General features: G+C 62.2%; 23 protein-coding genes. 17 read left to right on the forward strand and 6 right to left on the reverse strand.

Going from position 1 to position 21,151, the window contains the following annotated elements:
- Window positions 1–4 precede the first annotated feature (4 nt).
- From alr to groL, 9 genes are all read left to right on the forward strand, one after another.
- Window positions 5–1,090 carry an alanine racemase gene (alr, locus tag HMPREF2785_RS03780; RefSeq protein WP_070450656.1) on the forward strand — a complete coding sequence of 362 codons (1,086 nt, stop codon included), beginning with the start codon at window positions 5–7 and terminating at the stop codon, window positions 1,088–1,090.
- Window positions 1,091–1,558, forward strand: a complete 468-nt coding sequence (tsaE, locus tag HMPREF2785_RS03785) for a tRNA (adenosine(37)-N6)-threonylcarbamoyltransferase complex ATPase subunit type 1 TsaE (RefSeq protein ID WP_083284743.1) — start codon at window positions 1,091–1,093, stop codon at window positions 1,556–1,558.
- Between the two features lie 10 nt (window positions 1,559–1,568).
- Window positions 1,569–2,072 carry a hypothetical protein gene (locus HMPREF2785_RS03790; RefSeq protein WP_070450560.1) on the forward strand — a complete coding sequence of 168 codons (504 nt, stop codon included), beginning with the start codon at window positions 1,569–1,571 and terminating at the stop codon, window positions 2,070–2,072.
- A complete protein-coding gene (tsaB, locus tag HMPREF2785_RS03795; RefSeq protein ID WP_070422766.1) occupies window positions 2,072–2,710 on the forward strand; it encodes a tRNA (adenosine(37)-N6)-threonylcarbamoyltransferase complex dimerization subunit type 1 TsaB in 639 nt (212 codons plus the stop codon). The genes HMPREF2785_RS03790 and tsaB overlap by 1 nt, the downstream gene beginning before the upstream one ends.
- Window positions 2,710–3,174 (forward strand): ribosomal protein S18-alanine N-acetyltransferase, encoded by a 465-nt coding sequence (gene rimI, locus HMPREF2785_RS03800; protein WP_070450557.1) that lies wholly within the window; start codon window positions 2,710–2,712, stop codon window positions 3,172–3,174. Before tsaB ends, rimI begins: the two co-directional genes overlap by 1 nt.
- 3 nt (window positions 3,175–3,177) lie before the next feature.
- Window positions 3,178–4,221: a tRNA (adenosine(37)-N6)-threonylcarbamoyltransferase complex transferase subunit TsaD gene (tsaD, locus tag HMPREF2785_RS03805; protein ID WP_070422768.1), complete on the forward strand. Its 1,044-nt coding sequence runs from the start codon at window positions 3,178–3,180 to the stop codon at window positions 4,219–4,221.
- A gap of 75 nt (window positions 4,222–4,296) precedes the next feature.
- Complete coding sequence (locus HMPREF2785_RS03810; protein WP_070422769.1) at window positions 4,297–4,749, forward strand: hypothetical protein; 453 nt, start codon at window positions 4,297–4,299, stop codon at window positions 4,747–4,749.
- A 143-nt stretch (window positions 4,750–4,892) separates the two neighbouring features.
- A complete protein-coding gene (gene groES / locus HMPREF2785_RS03815; protein WP_070450554.1) occupies window positions 4,893–5,192 on the forward strand; it encodes a co-chaperone GroES in 300 nt (99 codons plus the stop codon).
- Between the two features lie 10 nt (window positions 5,193–5,202).
- Entirely contained in the window at window positions 5,203–6,813 is a 1,611-nt protein-coding gene (gene groL / locus HMPREF2785_RS03820) for a chaperonin GroEL (protein ID WP_070422771.1), read from the forward strand.
- A gap of 80 nt (window positions 6,814–6,893) precedes the next feature.
- On the opposite strand, the gene HMPREF2785_RS03825 is transcribed toward groL, so the two are convergent.
- Window positions 6,894–7,202 carry a WhiB family transcriptional regulator gene (locus HMPREF2785_RS03825; protein ID WP_070422772.1) on the reverse strand — a complete coding sequence of 103 codons (309 nt, stop codon included), beginning with the start codon at window positions 7,200–7,202 and terminating at the stop codon, window positions 6,894–6,896.
- Window positions 7,203–7,436: 234 nt separating this feature from the next.
- Between HMPREF2785_RS03825 and HMPREF2785_RS03830 the strand changes: the two genes are divergently transcribed.
- The gene (locus HMPREF2785_RS03830; RefSeq protein ID WP_224213064.1) at window positions 7,437–8,036 is read left to right on the forward strand and encodes a sigma-70 family RNA polymerase sigma factor; all 600 of its coding nucleotides are present in this window, start codon (window positions 7,437–7,439) and stop codon (window positions 8,034–8,036) included.
- A complete protein-coding gene (locus tag HMPREF2785_RS03835) occupies window positions 8,026–8,910 on the forward strand; it encodes a hypothetical protein (RefSeq protein WP_070422773.1) in 885 nt (294 codons plus the stop codon). Before HMPREF2785_RS03830 ends, HMPREF2785_RS03835 begins: the two co-directional genes overlap by 11 nt.
- Here the strand turns inward: HMPREF2785_RS03835 and HMPREF2785_RS03840 are convergent, their stop codons facing one another.
- Window positions 8,911–9,282 (reverse strand): DUF5319 domain-containing protein, encoded by a 372-nt coding sequence (locus HMPREF2785_RS03840; RefSeq protein ID WP_070422774.1) that lies wholly within the window; start codon window positions 9,280–9,282, stop codon window positions 8,911–8,913.
- A gap of 124 nt (window positions 9,283–9,406) precedes the next feature.
- Between HMPREF2785_RS03840 and guaB the strand changes: the two genes are divergently transcribed.
- The 3 genes from guaB to HMPREF2785_RS03855 are packed head-to-tail and all read left to right on the forward strand — an operon-like array spanning window position 9,407 to window position 13,407.
- Window positions 9,407–10,930 (forward strand): IMP dehydrogenase, encoded by a 1,524-nt coding sequence (gene guaB / locus HMPREF2785_RS03845; RefSeq protein WP_070422775.1) that lies wholly within the window; start codon window positions 9,407–9,409, stop codon window positions 10,928–10,930.
- A gap of 15 nt (window positions 10,931–10,945) precedes the next feature.
- Window positions 10,946–12,100, forward strand: coding sequence for a GuaB3 family IMP dehydrogenase-related protein (locus HMPREF2785_RS03850; RefSeq protein ID WP_070422776.1), 1,155 nt, complete (start codon window positions 10,946–10,948; stop codon window positions 12,098–12,100).
- Between the two features lie 20 nt (window positions 12,101–12,120).
- A complete protein-coding gene (locus tag HMPREF2785_RS03855; RefSeq protein ID WP_070614279.1) occupies window positions 12,121–13,407 on the forward strand; it encodes a PAS domain-containing protein in 1,287 nt (428 codons plus the stop codon).
- Here HMPREF2785_RS03855 and HMPREF2785_RS03860 read toward each other — a convergent pair.
- A complete protein-coding gene (locus tag HMPREF2785_RS03860) occupies window positions 13,404–14,291 on the reverse strand; it encodes an EamA family transporter (RefSeq protein WP_070614313.1) in 888 nt (295 codons plus the stop codon). The two genes, HMPREF2785_RS03855 and HMPREF2785_RS03860, sit on opposite strands and share 4 nt — an antisense overlap.
- A 53-nt stretch (window positions 14,292–14,344) precedes the next feature.
- On the opposite strand from HMPREF2785_RS03860, the gene guaA reads away from it, so the two are divergent.
- Window positions 14,345–15,919, forward strand: coding sequence for a glutamine-hydrolyzing GMP synthase (gene guaA, locus HMPREF2785_RS03865; RefSeq protein ID WP_141750635.1), 1,575 nt, complete (start codon window positions 14,345–14,347; stop codon window positions 15,917–15,919).
- Window position 15,920: 1 nt separating this feature from the next.
- On the opposite strand, the gene HMPREF2785_RS03870 is transcribed toward guaA, so the two are convergent.
- Window positions 15,921–16,994, reverse strand: coding sequence for a PspC domain-containing protein (locus HMPREF2785_RS03870; RefSeq protein ID WP_070614280.1), 1,074 nt, complete (start codon window positions 16,992–16,994; stop codon window positions 15,921–15,923).
- A gap of 113 nt (window positions 16,995–17,107) precedes the next feature.
- Between HMPREF2785_RS03870 and HMPREF2785_RS03875 the strand changes: the two genes are divergently transcribed.
- Together HMPREF2785_RS03875 and HMPREF2785_RS03880 are read left to right on the forward strand one after the other, a co-directional pair.
- Window positions 17,108–18,235 (forward strand): ATP-binding protein, encoded by a 1,128-nt coding sequence (locus HMPREF2785_RS03875; protein WP_070482456.1) that lies wholly within the window; start codon window positions 17,108–17,110, stop codon window positions 18,233–18,235.
- Window positions 18,232–18,867 (forward strand): LuxR C-terminal-related transcriptional regulator, encoded by a 636-nt coding sequence (locus HMPREF2785_RS03880; protein ID WP_070422782.1) that lies wholly within the window; start codon window positions 18,232–18,234, stop codon window positions 18,865–18,867. The genes HMPREF2785_RS03875 and HMPREF2785_RS03880 overlap by 4 nt, the downstream gene beginning before the upstream one ends.
- Window positions 18,868–18,887: 20 nt before the next feature.
- Here the strand turns inward: HMPREF2785_RS03880 and HMPREF2785_RS03885 are convergent, their stop codons facing one another.
- Together HMPREF2785_RS03885 and HMPREF2785_RS03890 are read right to left on the reverse strand one after the other, a co-directional pair.
- A complete protein-coding gene (locus tag HMPREF2785_RS03885) occupies window positions 18,888–19,100 on the reverse strand; it encodes a hypothetical protein (protein WP_224213060.1) in 213 nt (70 codons plus the stop codon).
- A gap of 75 nt (window positions 19,101–19,175) precedes the next feature.
- A complete protein-coding gene (locus HMPREF2785_RS03890) occupies window positions 19,176–21,053 on the reverse strand; it encodes an FAD/NAD(P)-binding protein (RefSeq protein ID WP_371440480.1) in 1,878 nt (625 codons plus the stop codon).
- Window positions 21,054–21,151 lie beyond the last annotated feature (98 nt).

Genomic DNA, 21,151 nt, shown 5'->3' on the forward strand with positions numbered 1-21,151 from the left:
GCGTATGTTTCCGCTCCGTACAACGATTGATCTAGGTGCGATTGCGCACAACACTCGCCGTCTGAAAGAGCAGGCAGGCGAGGCGAAACTCATGTGTGTGGTGAAGGCGGACGCCTATAACCATGGCGTCGAAAAGTGTGTTCCGGTGATGGATCGCAATGGCGCAGATGCGTTCGGCGTGGCCACGTTGGCTGAGGCTCGTCGTGTCCGTAAGGTCACGCAGAAGCCTGTGCTCGCCTGGTTGTGGAGTATCCACGAGGAGTTGCCGGAGGGCATCGATCTTGGCGCGCCGAGTGTTGCCCATTTGCAGTTGCTTATCGACGAACCCACGCACCGCACCGTCTACCTCATGGTGGATACGGGCATGCACCGCTCCGGTATCGACGAACCGGAGTGGGAAGCGGCGTTCAAGATGGCGTTTGAGGCGGAGCAGGCCGGCAAGATTGAGGTTGCTGGTTTGATGACGCACCTGGCGTGCGCCGACAACCCGGTCGACCCCTACACGGATTTCCAGGCGGAGAACTTCCGCAAGGCGATCGAGGCGGCGCGTGCGGCCGGATTGCGTGTGGAGCGAAACCACATGGCGAACTCGCCAGCGACTTGGACGCGCAAAGATTTGCACTTTGACATGGTGCGCCCGGGCGTGAGCCTGTACGGGCTCGAGCCGGTGGCGGGACTTGACCACGACCTGAAGCCGGCGATGACGTGGGTGGGCCAGGTCATCGCGGTTAAGCCGATGAAGCAGGGCGAAGCAACCAGTTACGCACGCACCTGGGAAGCGCCCGAGGACGGCTACACCGCAGTGATTCCGGCCGGTTACGCAGACGGCGTGCACCGTAGCTGGCAGGGTGCGTTGGAGATCGCCATCAATGGCCAGACCTACACCCAGGTTGGGCGTGTGAGCATGGACCAGATTGTGGTGTGGCTCGGCGCGAACGAACACAACGTCCAGGCAGGCGACGAGGCGGTCATCTTCGGCGCCGACGGTCGCAGCGCGACGGATCTGGCAAAGGCTGCCGGCACGATTAACTACGAGGTCGTCTGCGCGCCGGAGGGCCGAACGCTTCGCACCTATGTAGGGGAGGAGTAAGTGAAGGACACGTTTGCGTGTGAAGGAAAGCGGGTGTGTGAGGGGGTCGTCGATACGCAGCAGCTTGGTGAGGAGCTCGGCGCAGCACTTGAGGCGGGGGATCTAGTGATCCTGGATGGCCCGCTCGGCGCCGGCAAGACCACGTTCACACAAGGTATTGCGCGTGGCATGCAGGTGAAGGGGCGCGTGACCAGCCCGACGTTTGTCATCGCGCGCCAACACGCTTCCACTGTGGGTGGGCCTGCGTTGGTGCATGTGGATGCCTACCGTCTCGGCGACGATCCGCTGGGTGAGCTCGATGCGCTCGACCTGGATACCGAGTTGGAAGATGCCGTGGTGGTCGCAGAATGGGGCGGCGGTTTGATGGAGCAGTTGGGGGCGCGCCACATCTTGGTGCAGTTGGATCGGGAGACTCTCGCAGAGACTGAGGGGCGGATAGTTTCCTGGCGTGTCGTAGAGGGGATGTAGGCTTACACCCATGCTGAAAACGAGTAGCAAAGCCCGTGGTTGGATCATTCTTGCGGCGGTGCTGTGGTTGGTGATCCTGATCGGGATCATCTTCATTCCGCAGTCCCGTGGCTCGAACGCTGTGGACGAGGTGAAGCCGACGAACTCGCTGACGCGTGCGTTGCTGCAGACCCGTCCGGGCGGCGACATGGTTGCCGCGCAGCTCGTTGACCCGTCCAGGGTGTACGACGCAAACGAGTACATGGGGTACACCACGCTGTGCCCAGGCGAGCCGGAGGAGCTGGTGAAGGCGAAGAAGGAAGCCTTCGCGCTGACGGATGAGGATGTGGACCTCAACGGCGAGATGGGTTACGTGCTGCTGATCCCAGCGGAGGGTGAGACTGCCCTGATCGACCCGGTTGAGTTGAAGAAGGTCGACATCTGCACTGTTCCGCAGTCGGAGACTTTCCCGCTGAACACCGCAATGCCGTTCTACAACACGAAGGGCCAGTGGGCTCTGGGGATGGGCCAGTAATGCTGGTGCTCGCCCTCGACACGGCGACTACGGATTTGGTCGCAGGTGTCGTGGATACCGAGGCGGCGAAAACGCTTGCTGAGGCAACCGTTGCTACGCGTGCGCACAACGAGCAGCTTGTGCCGACAGTGCAGGTGCTTCTCGACGAAGCCTCGCTCACCTTCGCCGACCTCGACGCCATCGTTGTCGGTTGCGGGCCGGGCCCGTTTACCGGTTTGCGTGTCGGGATGGCCACCGCCTCTGCGCTTGGCCAGGCGCTTGGCATTCCGGTGCATGGGGTATGCACCCACGATGCGGTAGCGGTAGACCGCCAAGGCGATGTGCTTGTGGTGACCGACGCCCGCCGCCGCGAGGTGTACTGGGCCCGGTACAACGACGGTGCCCGTGTTGCAGGCCCCGAGGTATGTAAGCCGGCGGATCTGCCAGTGGAGCAGGTGGACGTGCTGAGCGTGCCCGACAACCTTGCAGAGCAGGTCACGGTCGTAGCAGGCACTATTGCGTACCATGCGCCGGCCCCGGCTGGGTTGGTTGCTGTGGCGGATCTGAGCGCCACCCCGGAGCCTCTCGTCCCGCTGTATTTGCGTCGGCCGGATGCGGTGCCACCGAAGCAAGCTCCGAAGTCGCCCGCGCTGCCGTGATGGAGTTCCGTGAACTGACAGTCGGCGATGCGGCCGCGGCGGCAGCGATAGAGGCTGTCCTGTTCGCCGGGGATAACCCGTGGTCGGAGGCAGCATTTCGTTCAGAGATTGCTGCGCCCCACACGTTTTACCTCGGTGCGTTTGAAGCAGGCCGGATGCTTGGGTACGCGGGGCTTGCAATGCTGGGCCCGCGCGACGACCCAGAGTTTGAAATCCACACCATCGGGGTGGACCCCGAACAGCAGGGCCGCGGCCTGGGCCGGGCGTTGATGGACCAGATGATGCACACCGCTGACCTCATGGATGGTCCGGTCTATCTTGAGGTGCGGGTGGATAACGAGCCCGCGATCGCGCTGTATAAACGTTTCGAGTTTTTCACCGCCGGCGTGCGGAAGAACTACTATCAGGCCTCCGGCATGGACGCGTACACCATGACGCGCCCGCGCAAGAGCGAAAGGGTGTAAGCAATGATTGTCCTCGGTATCGAGTCCTCCTGCGACGAGACTGGCGTAGGCATCATCAACCTTCATGACGACGGCACGATGGAAATCCTTGCCGACGTCGTCGCGTCCTCGATGGAACAGCACGCCCGCTTTGGTGGTGTGGTGCCGGAGATCGCCTCCCGTGCACACCTTGAGGCGATGCCGCAGGTGATGGAAAAGGCGCTGGCGGACGCTGGTATTGAGAAGCCAGATGCCGTAGCAGCCACGATCGGGCCCGGTCTTGCAGGCGCACTGCTGGTTGGCGCTTCCGCCGCGAAGGCATACGCCGCCGCCTGGGGCGTGCCCTTTTACGGCGTGAACCACCTTGGCGGCCACGTCGCTGTGGCCAACCTCGAGGGGGAAAGCTTGCCGCACTCGATTGCGCTGTTGGTCTCTGGCGGGCACACGCAGCTGCTCGAGGTTGACGCGGTGGGCAAGCCGATGAAGGAACTCGGCACCACACTCGACGACGCTGCTGGTGAGGCCTACGACAAGGTGGCCCGGCTTCTGGGGTTGGGCTACCCGGGTGGCCCGGTCGTCGACAAGTTAGCTGCGCAGGGGGATCCGAATGCGGTGCGTTTTCCGCGGGCGCTGTCGCGTGCGGAGGATCTGCGCGGCGAACACCGTTACAACTTCTCGTTCTCTGGGCTGAAGACCGCGGTCGCGCGCCACGTTGAGGCCGCCGAGCGTGAGGGCCGCGTGATCTCGCTGGAGGACGTGTGCGCGTCCTTCCAGGAGGCAGTCTGCGACGTGCTTACCGCCAAGGCGATCATGGCCTGCGAGGACACCGGCGCGAACACCCTGCTGCTCGGCGGGGGTGTGGCGGCCAACAGTCGTCTTCGTGAACTCGCGCAGCAGCGTTGCGACGACCGCGGCATCGAACTGCGTGTGCCACGGTTCAAACTCTGCACCGACAACGGTGTGATGATCGCAGCGCTTGCGGGTCAGCTCATCCACGAAGGGGCCACGCCGTCTGATTTGGGCGTAGGCACGGACACGTCGCTCGAGGTAGAGGTTCCGCTCGTGTAATCGCTCGCCGAGCGAGGTCACCAGGGTGGGGCTATATTGAGCACCTGAACTGTATCCCGTGAAAGGAAATCCTCCGTGACCACCGAGCAATTTAGCCAAGAGCAGGCCGAACGCGAACGTTTCGGGCTGCTCGTCAACCCAGATCTGACGTACCGTCGCATCGTGTTCGATGAGGACTCTGCGCGCGAGATGCTCGGTGGCGGAACCGATGGAGTTGTGGAAGTGGCGTTTGACCGCGACGGCAACCGGTTCCACGCGATTTACCGGGTTGACGCTGGAATTGTCGGAGCGGAGCCGAACCCTGTTGCGTCCCTTGCGCGTAACACTGCAGAGACGGACACCCCGGAGTTTCTTACGGATCCCACCCGGTCGATCTGCGGGCCAGTGATCTTCGCGGCGCGCGGGGGCGGCAGCATCAGCGAAGGCACGGTCGAAGAGGTTGTCAACGCGATCCGTGCGGTGGAAAACTTCCGCAACGACAATCCCGAAGAGTTCGAGCTGTGGCGTAACGCGGTGAAAAACCGCTAAACGCCACCAGTGTTGTTGGCTGGCACTCTCACGGGTAGAGTGCCAAAGCAGGTTGTGTGAAGCACAGTTGTTCACCCGCGACGACGGCTGCGCCTCGTGAGACCTGAACTCTTAAATCATTCACCAATGAAAGGTTTTTGATCATGGCAAACGTCAACATCAAGCCGCTGGAGGACAAGGTCCTCGTCCAGATCGCTGAGGCTGAAACCACCACCGCCTCCGGCCTGGTTATTCCGGATTCCGCTGCGGAAAAGCCGCAGGAAGCCGTCGTCATCGCAGTTGGCCCGGGTCGTCTCGACGACAACGGCAACCGCATCACCGTGGACGTGAAGGAAGGCGACACGGTTATCTTCTCCAAGTACGGCGGCACCGAGCTGAAGTACGGCGGCGAGGAGTTCCTCCTGCTGTCCGCTCGTGACCTGCTGGCCGTCGTCGAGAAGTAAGTAAAACGCTATGGCAAAACTCATCGCATTTGATCAGGAAGCTCGCGAGGGCATCCAGCGCGGCGTGAACACGCTCGCCGACGCGGTGAAGGTCACCCTCGGTCCCCGTGGCCGCAACGTTGTGCTTGCAAAGTCCTGGGGCGGCCCGACCGTCACCAACGACGGCGTGACCATCGCCCGCGACATTGACCTTGAGGATCCGTTTGAGAACCTCGGTGCGCAGCTGGTGAAGTCCGTCGCAGTCAAGACCAACGACATTGCAGGTGACGGCACCACCACCGCAACGCTGCTCGCCCAGGCGCTCGTCGCCGAAGGGCTGCGCAACGTGGCTGCTGGTGCGAACCCGATCGAGCTGAATAAGGGCATCAAGGCGGCAGCCGACAAGGTCGTCGAGGAGCTCAAGGCTCGCGCGACCGACGTGAAGTCGTCCGCTGAGATCGCCAACGTGGCCACCGTGTCCTCTCGCGACCCTGAGGTTGGTGAGATGGTCGCAGGTGCCATGGAGAAGGTGGGCAAGGACGGTGTGCTTACCGTCGAGGAGTCTCAGTCCATCGATTCCTACGTGGATCTGACTGAGGGTATTTCCTTTGATAAGGGCTTCCTCTCCCCGTACTTCATGACCGATCCGGATGCCGGCCAGGCCGTGCTTGAGGACGCCCGCGTGCTGCTCGTACGCGGCAAGATCTCCTCTCTGCCGGATTTCCTCCCGCTGCTTGAGCAGGTTGCATCGGAGTCGGTGCCGCTGTTCGTCGTGGCCGAGGACATCGAAGGCGAGGCGCTGCAGGCTCTCGTTGTCAACGCGATCCGCAAGGTGATCAAGGTCGTTGCTGTGAAGTCGCCGTACTTCGGCGAGCGCCGCAAGGCGTTCATGGATGACCTTGCTGTTGTCACCGACGCGACCGTCATCGACCCAGAGGTTGGCATCAACCTCAAGGACGCCACCCTGGACCACCTTGGCTCCGCACGCCGCGTAACCACGACGAAGGACGACACGGTCATCGTCGACGGTGCCGGCACGGCAGAGGCTGTCGAGGAGCGCCGCGAGCAGATCCGCCGCGAGATCGAAACCACGGATTCCACCTGGGACAAGGAAAAGGCCGAGGAGCGCTTGGCCAAGCTTTCCGGTGGTGTCGCGGTGCTGCGCGTCGGTGCAGCGACCGAGACCGAACAAAACGAGCGCAAGCTCCGCGTCGAGGACGCCATCAACGCTGCCCGCGCGGCAGCAGAGGAAGGCATCATCGCCGGCGGCGGCTCCGCACTGGTGCAGATTGCCAAGCAGCTCGAGGAGTTTGCTGAAGGCTTCGAAGGCGAGCAGAAGACCGGTGTGCTGGCAGTGGCACGTGCACTGTCCAAGCCGGCATTCTGGATCGCTGACAACGCGGGCCTCGACGGCGCTGTCGTCGTGTCCAAGGTTGCCGAGATGAACAACGGCGAGGGCTTCAACGCCGCCACGCTCGAGTACGGCAACCTCATCGACCAGGGTATCATCGACCCGGTGAAGGTGACCCACAACGCTGTGGTCAACGCCGCATCCGTGGCTCGCATGGTGCTGACCACGGAGGTATCCGTGGTGACCAAGCCGGCCGAAGAAGGCGAGGAAGGTCACGCACACGCCCACTAGGGTGTCGTCGATACGCTAAAACAGTGCCCCACTTCGGTAGGGCACTGTTTTTCTTTTGGCGTGATTCTTCTGTCGTGCGCTTACTTGACGGCGGCGACGTACTTCACGCTGCCAAGGCCGCGGCGCAGGGCAGTGGAGCGCTCAGATTCACTCATGCCGCCCCAGATGCCATAGGGCTCGGCCACACGCAGGGCATGCTCGCGGCACTGGGTAAGCACCGGACAATTGAAGCAAATAGCCTTCGCTCGATTCTCACGCTGCGTGCGGGCGCGGCCCCGCTCACCCTCGGGGTGGTAGAAGATTTCCGAGGCTTCGCCTCGGCAGGCGCCGTGAAGCTGCCAATCCCAAAAGTCTGCATTGGGGCCGGGGAGTTGCTGTGGCAACGTCATGGTGTGAGATCTCCTTTGCCGTGGAAAACGTGATGTACACAACCAGCAGTGCAGTGTTCCGGCGGTGGGTGAACAAAGGGTTGCCGCGCGGTTACGGCACGGGTGTTTCTCGGAGGCTCTTGTGAATAAAAGCGCAATTCGCAGGGAAAATGGCAAGAGTTAAAGGTTGGTGAATTCTTGGATACGCGTCGGTAACTCATATGGCGGGGGAATGAGTGTTTATAGTGTTTGCTTGTGATTGGCAATACCGGCGCGACAGCGGGTGACGAGGAAGATGAACTTGTCACCCTCGTTCCACGTGCCGCCGAAGGGGATGCGCGTGCTCTCCAGCGTGTGATTGCCATCGTCCATCCACGGGTGCTGCGCTACGCCAGGGCGCGCATTGGAGGCGGGCGCATGCCGACTGCGGAGGACGTCGCTCAGGAGATCTGCTTGGCGGTAGCGACGTCCATTGACCGCTACGTGGATACCGGGCGGCCGTTCATGGCGTTTGTGTACGGCATTGCGTTTAACAAGGTCGCCGATGCGCACCGCAGCCTGGTGCGTGACAAGACAACGCCTACTGAAGATGTCCCTGACCAGGAGGTTGTTGCGTTCACGCCGGAGGATGCAGCCGTTGTTGCAGACGGAAGTAACGAAGTTCGCGCATTACTCGATTCATTAAGTGATAAGGCTCGCGACATTGTGATTCTGAGAGTGTTTGTGGGCCTCTCGGCGGAAGAAACGGCAGAGGTAGTGGGCAGTACTCCAGGTGCGGTGCGTGTCGCGCAGCATAGGGCGCTGTCCAAGTTGCGTGAGCAGTTGGAAGGAGACCATTCAGGCCATGACGCGTGATTTTGGTGGCGGCGACTTTGGAGAAGAGTGCGTTCGCGACGATGCGTTTCTTGATGCGCTTTCGAGTGGTGTAGACCCCAGTGACGGCAGTGACCCACTGGCTGCGGCGCTGCTTGGACTAAAGCAGGACGTCGATCGCCCGATGCCAGCGGCTCCCACGGTGATCCCGGTTGCGCCGGTTGCATCGCTTGACGACGTCCGCGCGCGCCGCCGGACCGCCAACCCATGGGTCGCAGGTGTGGTCGGTGCTGCAGCTGCGTCTGTGGCTATCGTCGGCACTGGCGCTGCGGTGTATGGCACGCAGAGCTCGGCGAACGAAACCACGATGGTGGAGTTGGCAACCACGCTCGACGAGCTGGAGGCAGCGAACCAAAGCGGGGATATGGAGGCCGCCCGAAGCCTGCTTGAGCAGGCTAGGGGGCTTATGGCAGGTATCAAGATGCGTGAGGCGCGTAACGGTGAAGACGTAGTGCAACCAGCGCCACGCACGGTTACTGAAACCACGACTGTGGTGGAGGTCCATGAAGTTGAAGTTCCGCCGAGCGTGCAGCAGCCTGCGCCGGCGCCGGAGCAGAACCCTGCGCCTGCTCCGGAGAATGCGCAGCCGACGGCTGGGGCACCGGCACCGGGGTCGGATGCCGTGGCGCCTTCGAACGGGAGCTTGCCGCCGCGCCAGCCGCAGGAGCAACCGCGACCGACGGTGGTGGAGCCGTCCGATTCGCGCGAGCAAACTCCGATCCCAGGAGATCAGCCGCCAGCACGGCCGACGGTCCGCGATAATGTCCCGTCGAACCCAGTCGATTCTGCATCGCGGTACGCAGCAACGCCCGCGCCGGTAGTGCCGGGTGGAGCGGGCTCGTCGGAAAACTTCTAGCTAGCGTGCCTCGAGACCATCGAGGTAGCCCATCGCGTAATCCCACGGAACGTACGCAGTGACGTTCGGTTGCGCGCTGGGCTCATGCACCGGGGGAAGTTCCCCGTTGAGGGTGGCGATCATGTTTTGTTCCATGATCTCCCAGTCGTAGTAGTGCATTTGGTCGCAGTCCTCGCACAGGAAATGGATGCCCAAAATTCCGCGCGGCTTTAGCATGCGTTGTGCGTCGCGTACGTGTGCAAGGTCCTGGATGACGGCGACGCGCTCCTCAGGGGAGAGGGGCTCCACGATCTCATCGTCTTCGATGAACGACGCCGGATCGTTTGGGTCGTCCGCGAACGGGTCCAGCGGCATCATGTCGTCGTAATTCACGGTGCCCAGCCTATTAAGTGGCCGCTTGCTAGGCCAATCAGGGCGTCATCCCCGCATAGCCCCAGAGCTTGCGCGGCGTTATATCATTGCTGAAAACAATCGCGCGGGAGAGGAGAACATGTCGATGTCTGAGGCACGAGTATGGACGGGTGGCGACGATCCGAACAAGGTGGCGCTGAGGGGGCTGACGTTTGATGACGTGCTGCTGCTTCCGGCGGAGTCCCACATTGTTCCATCTGAGGTGAGCACCGAAGCCCAGTTCACCCGCAATATCCGTCTCGGCATGCCGATTATTTCGGCGGCGATGGACACAGTGACCGAATCCCGTATGGCGATCGCGATGGCGCGCCAGGGCGGTATCGGTGTGCTGCACCGTAACTTGAGCGCTCAGGACCAGGCGGAGCACGTCGATGTGGTCAAGCGCTCGGAATCCGGCATGGTGACTAACCCGGTTACCGCCACCCCCGATATGACCATCGCCGACGTCGATGCGCTGTGCGCCCGTTTCCGCATCTCGGGCCTTCCTGTAGTTGACGGTTCTGACCGTCTTGTTGGCATCATTACCAACCGCGACATGCGCTTCGAGCCGGACGCTCAGCGCAAGGTTGCAGAGGTCATGACCCCGATGCCGCTGGTTGTAGCGCAGGAGGGTGTGGACAAGAAGGAAGCGCTCGATCTGCTATCCGCCAACAAGGTGGAGAAACTTCCGATTGTGACCTCCGAAGGCAAGCTTGCCGGTCTGATCACGGTGAAGGACTTTGTCAAGAGCGAGCAGTACCCGAACGCCTCGAAGGATGAGAACGGCCGTCTACTTGTCGCTGCTGGCGTCGGTACCGGTGAGGACGCATTTGAGCGCGCTGGTCTGCTCGTTGAGGCGGGCGTAGACGCGCTCGTTGTCGACTCCGCGCACGCACACAACAACCGTGTACTTGAGATGGTCTCTCGTGTGAAGAAGGAATTCGGCGACCGCGTCGACGTTGTCGGTGGCAACTTGGCTACCCGTAGCGCTGCGAAGGCCATGATCGACGCTGGCGCAGACGCCATCAAGGTCGGTATCGGTCCGGGCTCTATCTGCACCACCCGCGTGGTTGCAGGTGTTGGTGCACCGCAGATTACCTCCATCCTCGAGGCGGCCGTGCCGGCGAAGGCTGCAGGTGTGCCGATCATTGCCGACGGTGGCATGCAGTTCTCTGGCGACGTGGCTAAGGCATTGGCTGCCGGCGCATCCACCGTCATGCTCGGCTCCATGTTGGCGGGCACGGCGGAAGCGCCAGGCGACATTGTTGTTGTCGGCGGCAAGCAGTACAAGCGTTACCGCGGCATGGGCTCCATGGGTGCAATGCAGGGCCGTGGACTGACTGGTGAGAAGCGTTCCTTCTCCAAGGACCGTTACTTCCAGGCGGATGTGGCAAGCGAGGACAAGCTCGTGCCGGAAGGCATTGAGGGGCGCGTGCCGTTCCGCGGTGACCTGGATTCCATCACCCACCAGATCGTTGGCGGTCTGCGTGCCGCGATGGGCTACACAGGCGCATCCACTATCGAGGAGCTGCAGACCAAGCAGTTCGTCCAGATCACCACCGCGGGCCTGCGTGAGTCCCACCCGCACGACATCACGCAGACCGTCGAGGCACCGAACTACCGCCAGTAGGAGAACCAGCACAACATGCGTGACTACGTGGAAATCGGCATTGGGCGCGAAGCCCGCAAGGCTTACGGCTTGAGTGATTTGTCGATCGTTCCGAAACGACGCACCCGCTCCTCGCAGGATGTGGACACCTCCTGGCATATTGATGCCTACACGTTCGATATCCCGCTTGCGTCCCACCCGACGGACGCGTTGGCAAGCCCTGAGTTTGTTATCGAGATGGGCAAGCAGGGTGGCCTCGGTGTGATTGACGCGGAAGGCCTGTGGGGCCGACACGCTGATCTGGAGGCTGCGGTGAAGAAGGTGGTGGACTCATGCGAGGACCCCTTTAACGTCGATACGGCTGAGAAGTACCAGGAGTTTGTCGAGGCAGGTGAGCGTGCCGTGCGCACCTTGCAGGAGTTGCACGCCGCAGAACTTGATCACGACTTGCTTTCGGAACGTATCGCCCAGGTGCGTGACTCTGGCGTGACTGTTGCGGTGCGCGTGAGCCCGCAGAACGTGCGCGAATTGGCGCCTGTAGTTATCGCCGCAGGTGCAGAAATCCTCTTCATTCAGGGGTCGATCGTGTCTGCAGAGCACGTGCAAAAAGGTGGGGAACCGTTGAACTTGAAAGAGTTCGTCGGTTCGCTCGACGTGCCGGTCATTGCCGGTGGTGTGTATGACTACACGACCGCGACCCACCTGATGCGCGCTGGCGTTGCTGGTGTCATTGTCGGTTCGGGCGATGCCGACACGGTGGTGAATGTCCCGATGGCTACCGCTATCGCAGATGTCGCGGCAGCACGTCGGGATTACCTCGATGAGACTGGTGGACGTTATGTCCACATTCTTGCGGATACCACTATTTGGGGGGCAGGCGAGATTGCTGCAGCCATCGCTTGTGGTGCAGATGCCGTTATGCTTGGCAACCCATTAACGAAGGCAACTGAGGCCGCTGCCGGTGGCGTGTATTGGGAAGCTCAGACAGCTCACCCACGTTTTCCGCGAGGTAGCGTGCGGAAGGAACCTGACTTCACTTCTTCGACGCCACTGGAGGTCGTGCTCTTCGGTCCATCGAGCGATCCGTGGGGTGCGAAGAATCTCATTGGTGGACTGAAAAGAATTATGGCGAAATGTGGCTATACTGGGATCAAAGCTTTCCAGAAAGCCGATTTGGCAATCCGTAACTAAGAACTGGATGAAATCGACCTATGTCTAGCCGTGTAACGATTCTTCGCGACGCCCCTGAGGGCCCATTCCACGAAGTTGATGTGAACGACATCTTCTTTTCGGTGACTGACGCCAAAGGTGTGATGACGCATGTGAACGATGTGTTCATCAAGTACGCGCAGTACTCCGCCGAAGAGATGATCGGTAAGCCGCACAACCTCATCCGTCATGAGGAGATGCCTGGTGCGGCGTTCAAACTCATGTGGGACACCATCGAGGAGGGCCGTCCTTTCGCCGCGTATGTGCGTAATAAGGCGAAGAGTGGCTCCGCGTACGACGTGTTTGCCACTGTTACGCCGCTGCCAAACGGCGGTTACCTCTCGGTGCGTACCCGTCCGATGACGGAGAACTTCGAAGCAGCCGCTGGTATTTACCAAGAAGCAAACATCGTTGAGCACGAGGCGAAGGCCAACGGTGTTGGCCGCCGCGAGCGTGCAGTGATGGGCGCGGAGAAGGTTACGGAGCTGCTGCCGGACTACGACGCATTCCTGCGCGAAGTCCTTCCTGCTGAGGTCCAGGCACGTGAGGATGCAGGCTTTACGCTTCCGGAAGGCTCCGGCGACATCTACGATGCTGCTGTGACGCTCTACCGTGAACTCGACGAGTTCATGACGGTGCAGACCGCCATTAAGGACGCTGCTGAGGAGCTGCGCAAGGCCAGTGCGACGCTGGTCGAGGAAAACGCAGTGACCAACAACGTGAAGGCCGAGATGGAAAACGTGGTCACCGAGGGTGCATCGCGTACGCTGCTGCTCGCACCGCTGCAGGTGTGGGCGACGATGCGTGGCATTATCGACGAGAACGCGAGGACCCTCGAGGAGACCGCTCAGGAGCTCTACGCCAAGACGTCCAACGCACGTATGGCTATTGCTCTGGCTCGTCTGCACACCGCACAGACCGCACAGTTCTCCACGGAGGCTAACGTGCAGGAGTCGATGCAGCTTCTCGTCGACGCACTCGAGGCTGACGTCAAGCACATGGATGACGCCGTGTTCTTGCACTCGTCGTTCCGTCGCCGCGTGGAGCTGAAGGTTAACTCCATCACGGAGCTGACCAAGATTCCGCTCGAGATGATTCGTCGCTGGTCTGAGAACACCAACGACATGGGCGAAGAGGTCGCACCGCTGGTGGAGCAGGTGAACAAGGCAATGGCTGCTGCTGATGCCTCGATTAACCAGCTGCACCGCTCAGCTGAGCGCCTCGCACAGGCACCTTCGACGGAGAAGGTGCGCGAGACTCTGGACAGCCTCAGCGCTGCGGTCCGTTAAACCTGACGTCGGAGTCGCTTGCCGGCGAGTGTCTGGTTGACGGAAGCACCGATAACCAAGGCAATCGCCGCAAGCTTCAGCGGGGAGGGGTCCTGGCTGAGCACAAGCCATCCGACGAGTGCTGCAAATGCAGGCTCGAACGAGATGAGGATGGAAAATACCTGGGGGCGGAGTCGTCGCATAGCAATCAGTTCCAGTGATGTTGGGAGCAGCGACGCCAAGATTGCGGTACCAATTGCGAGGAGCAGCAGATTGGTATCGGAAACGATAACGAGTGCACCTTCGAAACCGAAGGGCAACGTCACCAAACCACCAACTGCAAGGGCAACCGCGAGCCCACCTTGGCCGGCGATGAGGCGGCCAGTGCGCTTGTTGGCAAGGATGTACACCGCCCAGGCAGCGCCTGCGATCAGGATGTAGAACACGCCGAGGCGGTCGAGCGGCTCACCGGAGAGCGAATCAGCGCCAAGCAGCGCCATACCTGTAAGCGCAAGCCCGACGGAGATGCCGTCGCGTACCGAACGGGACAACACCGCGGCGAGCAGCAGCGGGCCGAGGAATTGGATGGTCACCGCGGATGCGAGTGGCACAGTTGCAATACCGGCGTAGTAGAAGCCGTTCATGCAGCCTAACGACACTCCGAGCACGATCGCTGCACCCCATTGTTCGGGGGTCCAGCGCCAAAACGCTGGCCGTGAGATTGCAAGCAGGATGACGGAGGCGATGAGTAGTCGGAATGAACTCGTCGCCCAGGTTCCGGCATGGGGGAAAAGCTGCGTGGCAAGTGCCGCGCCAAGCTGCAGAAACAGGCAGGACCCAAGGATGCACAACACGGCGGTGCGGTCGGCATTGGGTTCAACCGGGGAGGGGGCACGCAATGTCATGCAGATCATTCTGGGGCGAAACGTCGAAGAATGGACAATATATTCGGATTTATATGCCATCAGCTAGTATTTGGGCCGTGACTACCGCTCAGAAACGCCCTGTTCTTGTCGTTGATTTTGGTGCGCAATACGCGCAGTTGATCGCCCGCCGTGTGCGCGAGGCGCATGTGTTCTCGGAGGTTGTGCCGTCGACTATTACGGCTGCGGAGGTTCGTGAGAAGAACCCGCAGGCGTTGGTGCTCTCCGGTGGGCCGTCGTCGGTGTACGCGGAGGGTGCCCCGCAGCTCGATCCGGAGATCTTTGAGCTGGGGCTGCCGATCTTTGGTATTTGCTATGGCTTCCAGGTGATGACGCAGGCGCTCGGCGGCAAGGTCGAGGAGACCGGTGCCCGCGAGTACGGCCGTACGGCGATGGCTGTCAAGGGTGGCGTGCTGCACGCTGGCCTGGATGAGCACCCGGTGTGGATGTCCCACGGCGATTCTGCGACGCAGGCGCCGGAGGGCTTCGAGGTCACTGCCTCGACCCCGGGTGCGCCGGTTGCTGCGTTTGAGAATGCGGAGCGCAAGTTTGCTGGTGTGCAGTACCACCCGGAGGTGATGCACTCGCCGCACGGCCAGGAGGTGCTGACTCGCTTCCTCACGGAGATTGCTGGTCTGGAGCAGAACTGGACGGCGTCGAATATTGCGCAGCAGCTTGTCGACGATGTCCGTAACCAAGTCGGCGACGGCTACGCCATCTGCGGCCTGTCTGGCGGCGTGGATTCTGCCGTGGCGGCAGCGCTTGTGCAGCGTGCCATCGGTGACCGTTTGACCTGTGTGTTCGTGGATCACGGTCTGCTGCGTCAGGGTGAGCGCGAGCAGGTGGAGAAGGACTTCGTCGCCGCGACCGGCGCGAAGCTGGTCACTGTGGATGAGCGCAAGGCCTTCCTGGACAAGCTTGCCGGCGTGACCGAGCCGGAGGCCAAGCGTAAGGCGATCGGTGCGGAGTTCATCCGTTCCTTCGAGCGCGCCGTGGCTGATGTGCTGTCGGATCACAAGGTGGACTACCTGGTGCAGGGCACCTTGTACCCGGATGTTGTGGAGTCGGGCGGCGGCACCGGTACCGCGAACATCAAGAGCCACCACAACGTGGGCGGCCTGCCGGACGACGTCGAGTTCGAACTCGTCGAGCCACTGCGTCTGCTGTTTAAGGACGAGGTGCGCGCGGTTGGCCGCGAGCTTGGCCTGCCTGAGGTGATTGTGAACCGCCAGCCGTTCCCGGGGCCGGGCCTGGGTATCCGCATCATCGGTGAGGTCACCGAGGAGCGCCTGGAAACCCTGCGCGCTGCTGATGCGATTGCTCGTGAGGAGCTGACCAAGGCTGGCCTGGATGACCAGATCTGGCAGTGCCCGGTCGTGCTGTTGGCCGATGTGCGTTCGGTTGGTGTGCAGGGCGATGGCCGCACTTACGGCCACCCGATCGTGCTTCGCCCGGTGGCTTCCGAGGACGCGATGACCGCGGACTGGGTGCGCATCCCGTACGAGACGCTTGAGGTGATCTCTACCCGCATCACCAACGAGGTGGCCGACGTCAACCGCGTGGTGCTGGACGTGACATCCAAGCCGCCGGCCACCATCGAGTGGGAGTAAGTCAGTTTCCTTCGCCCGCGTCCTCGCGGGCGTAGTACGCGGACACGGATCCGACGCGCTGCGACACGTTAATCGTGAGTAGTGCGCTGTCTGTGTCCGCGTTTTGCCGTTCTTCGGGGCATGCGGCCTCGCCGATGTTCACCTTGCAGTTGATGTCGACGGGGACGTTTTCCGGCAGGATGATATCGGTGCTGCCGATGTTGTTCGCGATGTTGACCGTTTTCGGCTCACTCAGCGGTTCGAGATCGGTGAAGTCGATGTAGGACTCGCCGATGAAGCCGCTGGTGCCCATTTGGTCTGGTAGCTCGTCGACGTCGTACACGGTGATGTACGCGCTGCCGAAGCGACTGTAATTGCCAAGTCGTACTTCGCTGGTGACCCCCAGCGCAAACACCGTTGCCGTTGTCAGCACCAGCGTGACGGGGATCCACAACCAGTAGCGCTTCTTTGGTTGCGCACGCTCCGGAGCTGGCTCGACTGGGTCCGGCAGGTGCCACAGCCCAGGTGCCGCACCGAGTGGGTCCCATGCCGGTGGTTTCTGCCCGGGGTGTTCGTAGCCCTCCGGCACGGTCAGGTGGGAGGTGTCTACGACAGGGCCTTTGCTTGTCTGCGACTCCAAGCCCACCACGAGTCCCTCCGGTGCTTCCGGCTGGCGCTGGTAGGCAAGGTACCAGCCGAGCGCGAAGAGCGCGAAGGTAACCAAAACACCGCGCAGGTCGCTGGCAACAGCAACGGACGGGAAGAAGATGACAAGACCGAGGAGCAGCAGCCAGCCGGTGTCGCGCTCTTTCTTCTCTACCTTGGTCAGCTGCTCTTTCGGGGTGGCGATCGAAGTTGCTGGGGTGCGGGTCAGCCCGAAGCGGGGCATATTGATCCAGCAGAGCAGGTAGAGGAACAGGCCACCGCCGAAGGCGATTGACAATACGACGAACAGGACGCGGATGAGCGTTGGGTCGATTTGGTAGCGGGCACCGATGCCTTCGCAGACACCACCGACGACGGCCTTGCCGCCCTGGTCTTGTGGGATGCGGGGCGGGCGGGTCTCCCACATGCGCTTGAGTGTGTTGGTTTCCATAGCTTCTATTGTTGCGAGGCAACGCCAAGCGCGGTATCGGGAACGACCCTGAGTTTTCATCTCAGGGTTTACCCCGATGTGCCTGAGGGGGTTGCCGTGCAACGATAGGGGACATGTCTGCGTTGTATCCTCGGCTGACCCGTGATCGTTCCCGCCGCGTTATTGCTGGCGTGGCGTCCGGGGCGGCTGACCTGCTCGGGGTGGACGTGAAATGGGTGCGTCTGTTTTTGGTTGCGGCGAGTTTCGCTGGTGGCTTCGGCGTGCTGCTGTACGCAGGTCTGTGGGTGTTTACCCCGGTTGCTGAAGGTGCCGCGCCGCGGCAGCGCCCGAGTGCGCTCGACATCTTCCTGGTGCTTGCAGGTTTCGCTGGTGCGTTGACGTCGCTGCAGATTTCCTCCGGCGCGGGTTCCACGGTGGTGTTCATCATCGGCGTGCTCATCGTCGGTGCGGTCATTGCGTTGCAGGCGTACGACCGCGGTACGGATTCGTGGGGCAACATCGCCGCGTTGACTTTAGGCGCGCTGCTGATCATGAGCGGGGTGCTCGCTGTGGCATTGCTTGGGGAGAGCGCCGGGGTTGCAGGCGTGGTTGTTTCCGTGCTGGTGACGGTGTTGGGTGTGGGGGTGCTTGTGGTGCCGCTGATTGCCAAGCTGACCAACTCGCTTGTCGCGGAGCGTGAGGCGAAGGCGGTGGCGGATCAGCGCGCGGAGATCGCCTCGCGCCTGCACGATTCGGTGCTGCAGACTCTGGCGCTGATCCAGCGCCAGGCGGATGATCCGGACGAGGTGGTGCGCCTTGCCCGTGGTCAGGAGCGCGAACTTCGGGCATGGCTTTTCGACGACACCGTGTCCAACCACACCACCACCTTCGCCGCGTTGCAGAAAGCTGCGGGCGAGGTGGAGGACGCCTATGGGGTCGTGATTCAACCGGTCACGGTGGGCGAGGACATTCCTTTCGATGAGCGCACCGAAGCAGTCGTGCTTGCCGCCCGAGAAGCGATGGTCAACGCCGCAAAGCATGCGGGGGTGGACACGATCGACGTCTACGCGGAGCACCTCGCGGGCAGGCTCGAAGTGTTTGTGCGCGATCGGGGTGCCGGCTTCGACCCGGATGCGGTGCCGGCGGACCGGCACGGGCTGCGCGATTCCATCGTGGGCCGGGTTGAGCGGGTTGGGGGAGAGGTTAACGTGGTGTCGTCGATAGGCAATGGCTCCGAGATCGAACTAGCGTTAGACCTATGACGCGCGTGTTTTTAGTAGACGACCACTCGGTGTTTCGGGCCGGAGTGAAGGCCGAACTGGCTGCCGCAGGCGACGGTCAGCTGGACATCGTTGGGGAGGCGGGCACGGTTGCGGAGGCGGTGCGCGGGATCGAAAAGGAGCGCCCGGATGTGGTGTTGCTGGACGTGCACATGCCCGACGGCGGCGGGTTGGCTGTGCTCAAGCGCGCGCCGGGACCTTCGTATTTGGCGCTGAGCGTCTCCGACGCTGCCGAGGATGTCATCGCGCTGATCCGTGCAGGGGCACGCGGATACGTGACCAAGAACATCGCAGGTGAGGAGCTTGCGGAGGCGATTGAGCGGGTGCGTGGCGGGGACGCGTACTTCTCGCCACGGCTTGCCGGGTTTGTGCTCGACGCGTTTGCCTCTGGTCCGGTTGTGGAGGAGGACGACCCGGCGGTGGACTCGCTGACCCGGCGTGAACTTGAGGTGTTGCGGCTGCTTGCGCGTGGTTACACCTACAAGGAAATCGCCGAGCGGCTGTTCATTTCGGTGAAGACGGTGGAGACGCACGCCTCCAACATTTTGCGCAAGACGCAGACGTCGAACCGCCACCAGTTGACCCGGTGGGCGGTTGCGCGCGACTTAGGGTAGCGCTCCAGGAAATTTGGCAATCAACTAATTGTGGCTGCCTTTTCTTCATCCGGCCACACCGTCACTGCTTTGTATGTGTAGTAGACACACGCTACGAAGACAACAATATTTCCAAAGATGAGCCACTGCGGTGCATCGTTCGGCAGAACTATCTGGAGAACAGCACTCACTAAACAAAGCATGGCAATGTTCGTACTCAACGCAATGATCAGCATTCTGCGTCCAAGGCTCATTTCGTTCCTTTCTTTTCGTGTTGTATCAGCAGCGGTTACGACCCGGCCTTAGGGTAGCGCCGACCCAGCGCCGACCTAGAGCACGCCCGCCTGGGTGAGCAGCGACAGGGCGGTCTTGTCGGTTTCTTGCAGCATGAGCGGGTTCGTGCCCGGCATCGGCGAGATCGTCGTGTCCGCCCACTGCTTGCCGGTGGGGATGCCCACGATGTGCAGGCGGGGATCCAGGGTGCCGTCGGGGTGGACGGCGCGGCGGGTGTCCGCGTCGGTTTCGGGTGAGGCGGTTTGGGCGAAGGGGCGGACGCGGTTGGCGTCGACAAGCGAGCGCACCAGCGGGTCCTTGGTGTTGCGGATGTCCGGGCCAGGCAGGAACGCGTCGGCGAGTGCGGTCGCGGTGGCGCTGCGCCCGTGGCTGGTCGCGGTGAATGCGCCATCTTGCGTATCGACGACCGGCTGCGGGCCCAGGAACGTCACCAGGCCAGCGTCGGCAAGTGCAAGCAGTTCGCGCGTGCGGAACAGTGGCGGGCCGGAGCCGACCATCTGACCGAACGCCATGTACTGCGAGCGGGCCACCTCCGGGGTGCCTTTGCCGTTTTCGGTGGCGATGGCGCTGGGTTTGCGGCCGGCTGAAATCGCCCACAGCCCGGCCTTGATCGGGGAGTCCCAGGCGGCGACGGCCTCGGCGATGTCGCCCGCCATGGAGTCGGTGACCACGCGCTGGAGTTCGTCCAGGCTGAGATCTTCCGTGCCGGCGAGCGGGTCGACCCAGGCAGCCATGTCGAACGGTTCGGTGCTTGTGCCCTCGAGTGCTTCGGCCAGGGCGCGGGCGACCGGCAGGATGTCGTCGGCGGAGGCGTGGACGGCCAGGTCGGTGTCGTCGATAAGTGTGAGGATCTCCTCGAGCGGCACCTTCAGCGCCTCGGGGCGCACGCGCGCGAGGGTGCGGTAGTACTCGGCGAAGGCATCGCGGGCGAGCGCTGGCCACAGGGTGCGGCCAAACGACAAGGTGCCGCTGCCGGGTTCGGCGGGGTTGGCGTCGATAGCGGCGCGCAGGCGTGACAGATCGGCCTTTGGCGGCAGCGAGTTGTACTCGGACTTGGGCAGGTAGGGGTAGCCGCGACCGGAGGTGACAACAAAGTGGGGTTCCTCGCCGGTGGCGTCGTAACGCAAACCGGAGCGGGCCGTGTCGTCTTCGAAGAAGCGGCCGCCGCGGTTGATGGTGGTCAGCGCCATGAGGTCGAAAAAGCCCATGCCCATACCGCGCACAAGCAGGCGCTCGCCCTCGCCGATGCGCTCCACGTCCTGCTCAACCGGGTTGCCGGGCGGAATGTAGGTCAAGCCAGATTTGGCAAACGCCTGCTGCGCCGGGGTCGGGGCGGGCAGCACCCAGCCGGAGGCAACCACGGTGGCGTCGGCGTGGATCAGCGTGCCATCTGCAAGCAAGATCGCGTCGCGGCCTCCGTCGCTGTACAGCGACATCGCGCGGGACTGGTGCTCAACCACGGTGACGGAGTCCGGCAGCTCGGCCAGCGCAACCTGCCACACCCAGCGCAAGTACTCGCCATACAACGCGCGCGAAGGATTAGATTCAGGTCGCGTCACACGGATTTCAGCGTCGAAGGTGCTGGGGACGGCCGGCGGGTGGTCGCTGATAAGCGGATGCGCGAATTCGCCGCGAAGCGCCTGGATCCACTCAAACATGGTGGGGCCTTCGAGCACAGGTGCGGTGACGGTCGCGCCGGGCTCAGTGAACAGGGTTACCGCGCCAGCCAGGGTGTTCATGCACAGTGTGCGGGTTTGTTCGGTGTCCCAGATGCGGCCGGCACCGAGCTGGGCGTCGTCGATGATGTGCAACGTCAGTGGTGTAGCGCCACGGTCGTTGAGGAAGGCTGCGATGCGCTCGGTGATGGAGATGCCTCGCGGTCCTGCTCCGACGATGGCGATGTCTGCTCCCACAGCGATGTACCTCCACGATTTCGATGAATCTTTATAACGTGTATAGACTGCGCAGTCTATTAAGGAAGAACCGAATTGTCTAAAAGTGGTATGGTGCC

It is taken from the genome of Corynebacterium sp. HMSC067D03 (assembly GCF_001811185.1).
Taxonomy (GTDB): Bacteria; Actinomycetota; Actinomycetes; order Mycobacteriales; family Mycobacteriaceae; genus Corynebacterium; species Corynebacterium coyleae.

What these genes read in the sequence shown, in the direction of transcription:
- HMPREF2785_RS03860 (WP_070614313.1), bottom strand. Translation starts at nt 14,291, where the DNA reads ATGACATTGCGTGCCCCCTCCCCGGTTGAACCCAATGCCGACCGCACC.
- alr (WP_070450656.1), top strand. Translation starts at nt 5, where the DNA reads ATGTTTCCGCTCCGTACAACGATTGATCTAGGTGCGATTGCGCACAAC.
- HMPREF2785_RS03790 (WP_070450560.1), top strand. Translation starts at nt 1,569, where the DNA reads ATGCTGAAAACGAGTAGCAAAGCCCGTGGTTGGATCATTCTTGCGGCG.
- HMPREF2785_RS03855 (WP_070614279.1), top strand. Translation starts at nt 12,121, where the DNA reads ATGTCTAGCCGTGTAACGATTCTTCGCGACGCCCCTGAGGGCCCATTC.
- guaA (WP_141750635.1), top strand. Translation starts at nt 14,345, where the DNA reads ATGCCATCAGCTAGTATTTGGGCCGTGACTACCGCTCAGAAACGCCCT.
- HMPREF2785_RS03875 (WP_070482456.1), top strand. Translation starts at nt 17,108, where the DNA reads ATGTCTGCGTTGTATCCTCGGCTGACCCGTGATCGTTCCCGCCGCGTT.
- guaB (WP_070422775.1), top strand. Translation starts at nt 9,407, where the DNA reads ATGTCTGAGGCACGAGTATGGACGGGTGGCGACGATCCGAACAAGGTG.
- tsaB (WP_070422766.1), top strand. Translation starts at nt 2,072, where the DNA reads ATGCTGGTGCTCGCCCTCGACACGGCGACTACGGATTTGGTCGCAGGT.
- HMPREF2785_RS03835 (WP_070422773.1), top strand. Translation starts at nt 8,026, where the DNA reads ATGACGCGTGATTTTGGTGGCGGCGACTTTGGAGAAGAGTGCGTTCGC.
- HMPREF2785_RS03880 (WP_070422782.1), top strand. Translation starts at nt 18,232, where the DNA reads ATGACGCGCGTGTTTTTAGTAGACGACCACTCGGTGTTTCGGGCCGGA.
- HMPREF2785_RS03850 (WP_070422776.1), top strand. Translation starts at nt 10,946, where the DNA reads ATGCGTGACTACGTGGAAATCGGCATTGGGCGCGAAGCCCGCAAGGCT.
- HMPREF2785_RS03825 (WP_070422772.1), bottom strand. Translation starts at nt 7,202, where the DNA reads ATGACGTTGCCACAGCAACTCCCCGGCCCCAATGCAGACTTTTGGGAT.
- groL (WP_070422771.1), top strand. Translation starts at nt 5,203, where the DNA reads ATGGCAAAACTCATCGCATTTGATCAGGAAGCTCGCGAGGGCATCCAG.
- rimI (WP_070450557.1), top strand. Translation starts at nt 2,710, where the DNA reads ATGGAGTTCCGTGAACTGACAGTCGGCGATGCGGCCGCGGCGGCAGCG.
- HMPREF2785_RS03885 (WP_224213060.1), bottom strand. Translation starts at nt 19,100, where the DNA reads ATGAGCCTTGGACGCAGAATGCTGATCATTGCGTTGAGTACGAACATT.
- HMPREF2785_RS03870 (WP_070614280.1), bottom strand. Translation starts at nt 16,994, where the DNA reads ATGGAAACCAACACACTCAAGCGCATGTGGGAGACCCGCCCGCCCCGC.
- tsaD (WP_070422768.1), top strand. Translation starts at nt 3,178, where the DNA reads ATGATTGTCCTCGGTATCGAGTCCTCCTGCGACGAGACTGGCGTAGGC.
- groES (WP_070450554.1), top strand. Translation starts at nt 4,893, where the DNA reads ATGGCAAACGTCAACATCAAGCCGCTGGAGGACAAGGTCCTCGTCCAG.